This window comes from Aestuariivita boseongensis, assembly GCF_001262635.1.
Lineage (GTDB): Bacteria > Pseudomonadota > Alphaproteobacteria > Rhodobacterales > Rhodobacteraceae > Aestuariivita > Aestuariivita boseongensis.
In genome coordinates, this window is sequence record NZ_JXYH01000134.1 from 1 (window position 1) to 417 (window position 417).

1 protein-coding gene is annotated in these 417 nt (G+C 57.6%); it reads left to right on the plus strand.

Translation table 11 applies throughout. From position 1 onward, the window contains the following. A partial coding sequence (locus TR61_RS20240; RefSeq protein ID WP_216595453.1) for a helix-turn-helix domain-containing protein occupies nucleotides 1-245 on the plus strand: 245 nt, incomplete at its 5' end. Between the last annotated feature and the right edge of the window lie 172 nt (nucleotides 246-417).

Sequence of the window (417 nt, forward strand, 5' to 3'; positions counted from 1 at the left end):
CCTTCGATGCACAAACCTGCCTCTGGACGGATCTTGGGCGTCCTTGTGATGCCTTTGGCAGCGAGACCCGCAAAGCTATCCGCGCAGCACTGAAGGCGGGGATGCAAGCGCCAAAGGAGATCGCCGAACATGCGGCTCTCGACTATGATCTCTGCGCAAAGACCCTGCAGCGTATGGCCGACGGGGGAGAGGTGCAAAAAGGCGGGCGCGGTCACTACCGTCTCACCCCGGACCCACTGTCCTGAACCCCCTGTCCAATCTGTCCAATTGTCCAGAACGCTCTCCGCCACATAGACATTTGGACAGTTTGGACACCTTCAAATGGACAGAAGAACAGATGTCGCTGAAGGAAAGGTGTTCACATCAACTCCAACAAAACAGCCGGGCAATGCGACACCCGCTCGATCCGCAAAGCGG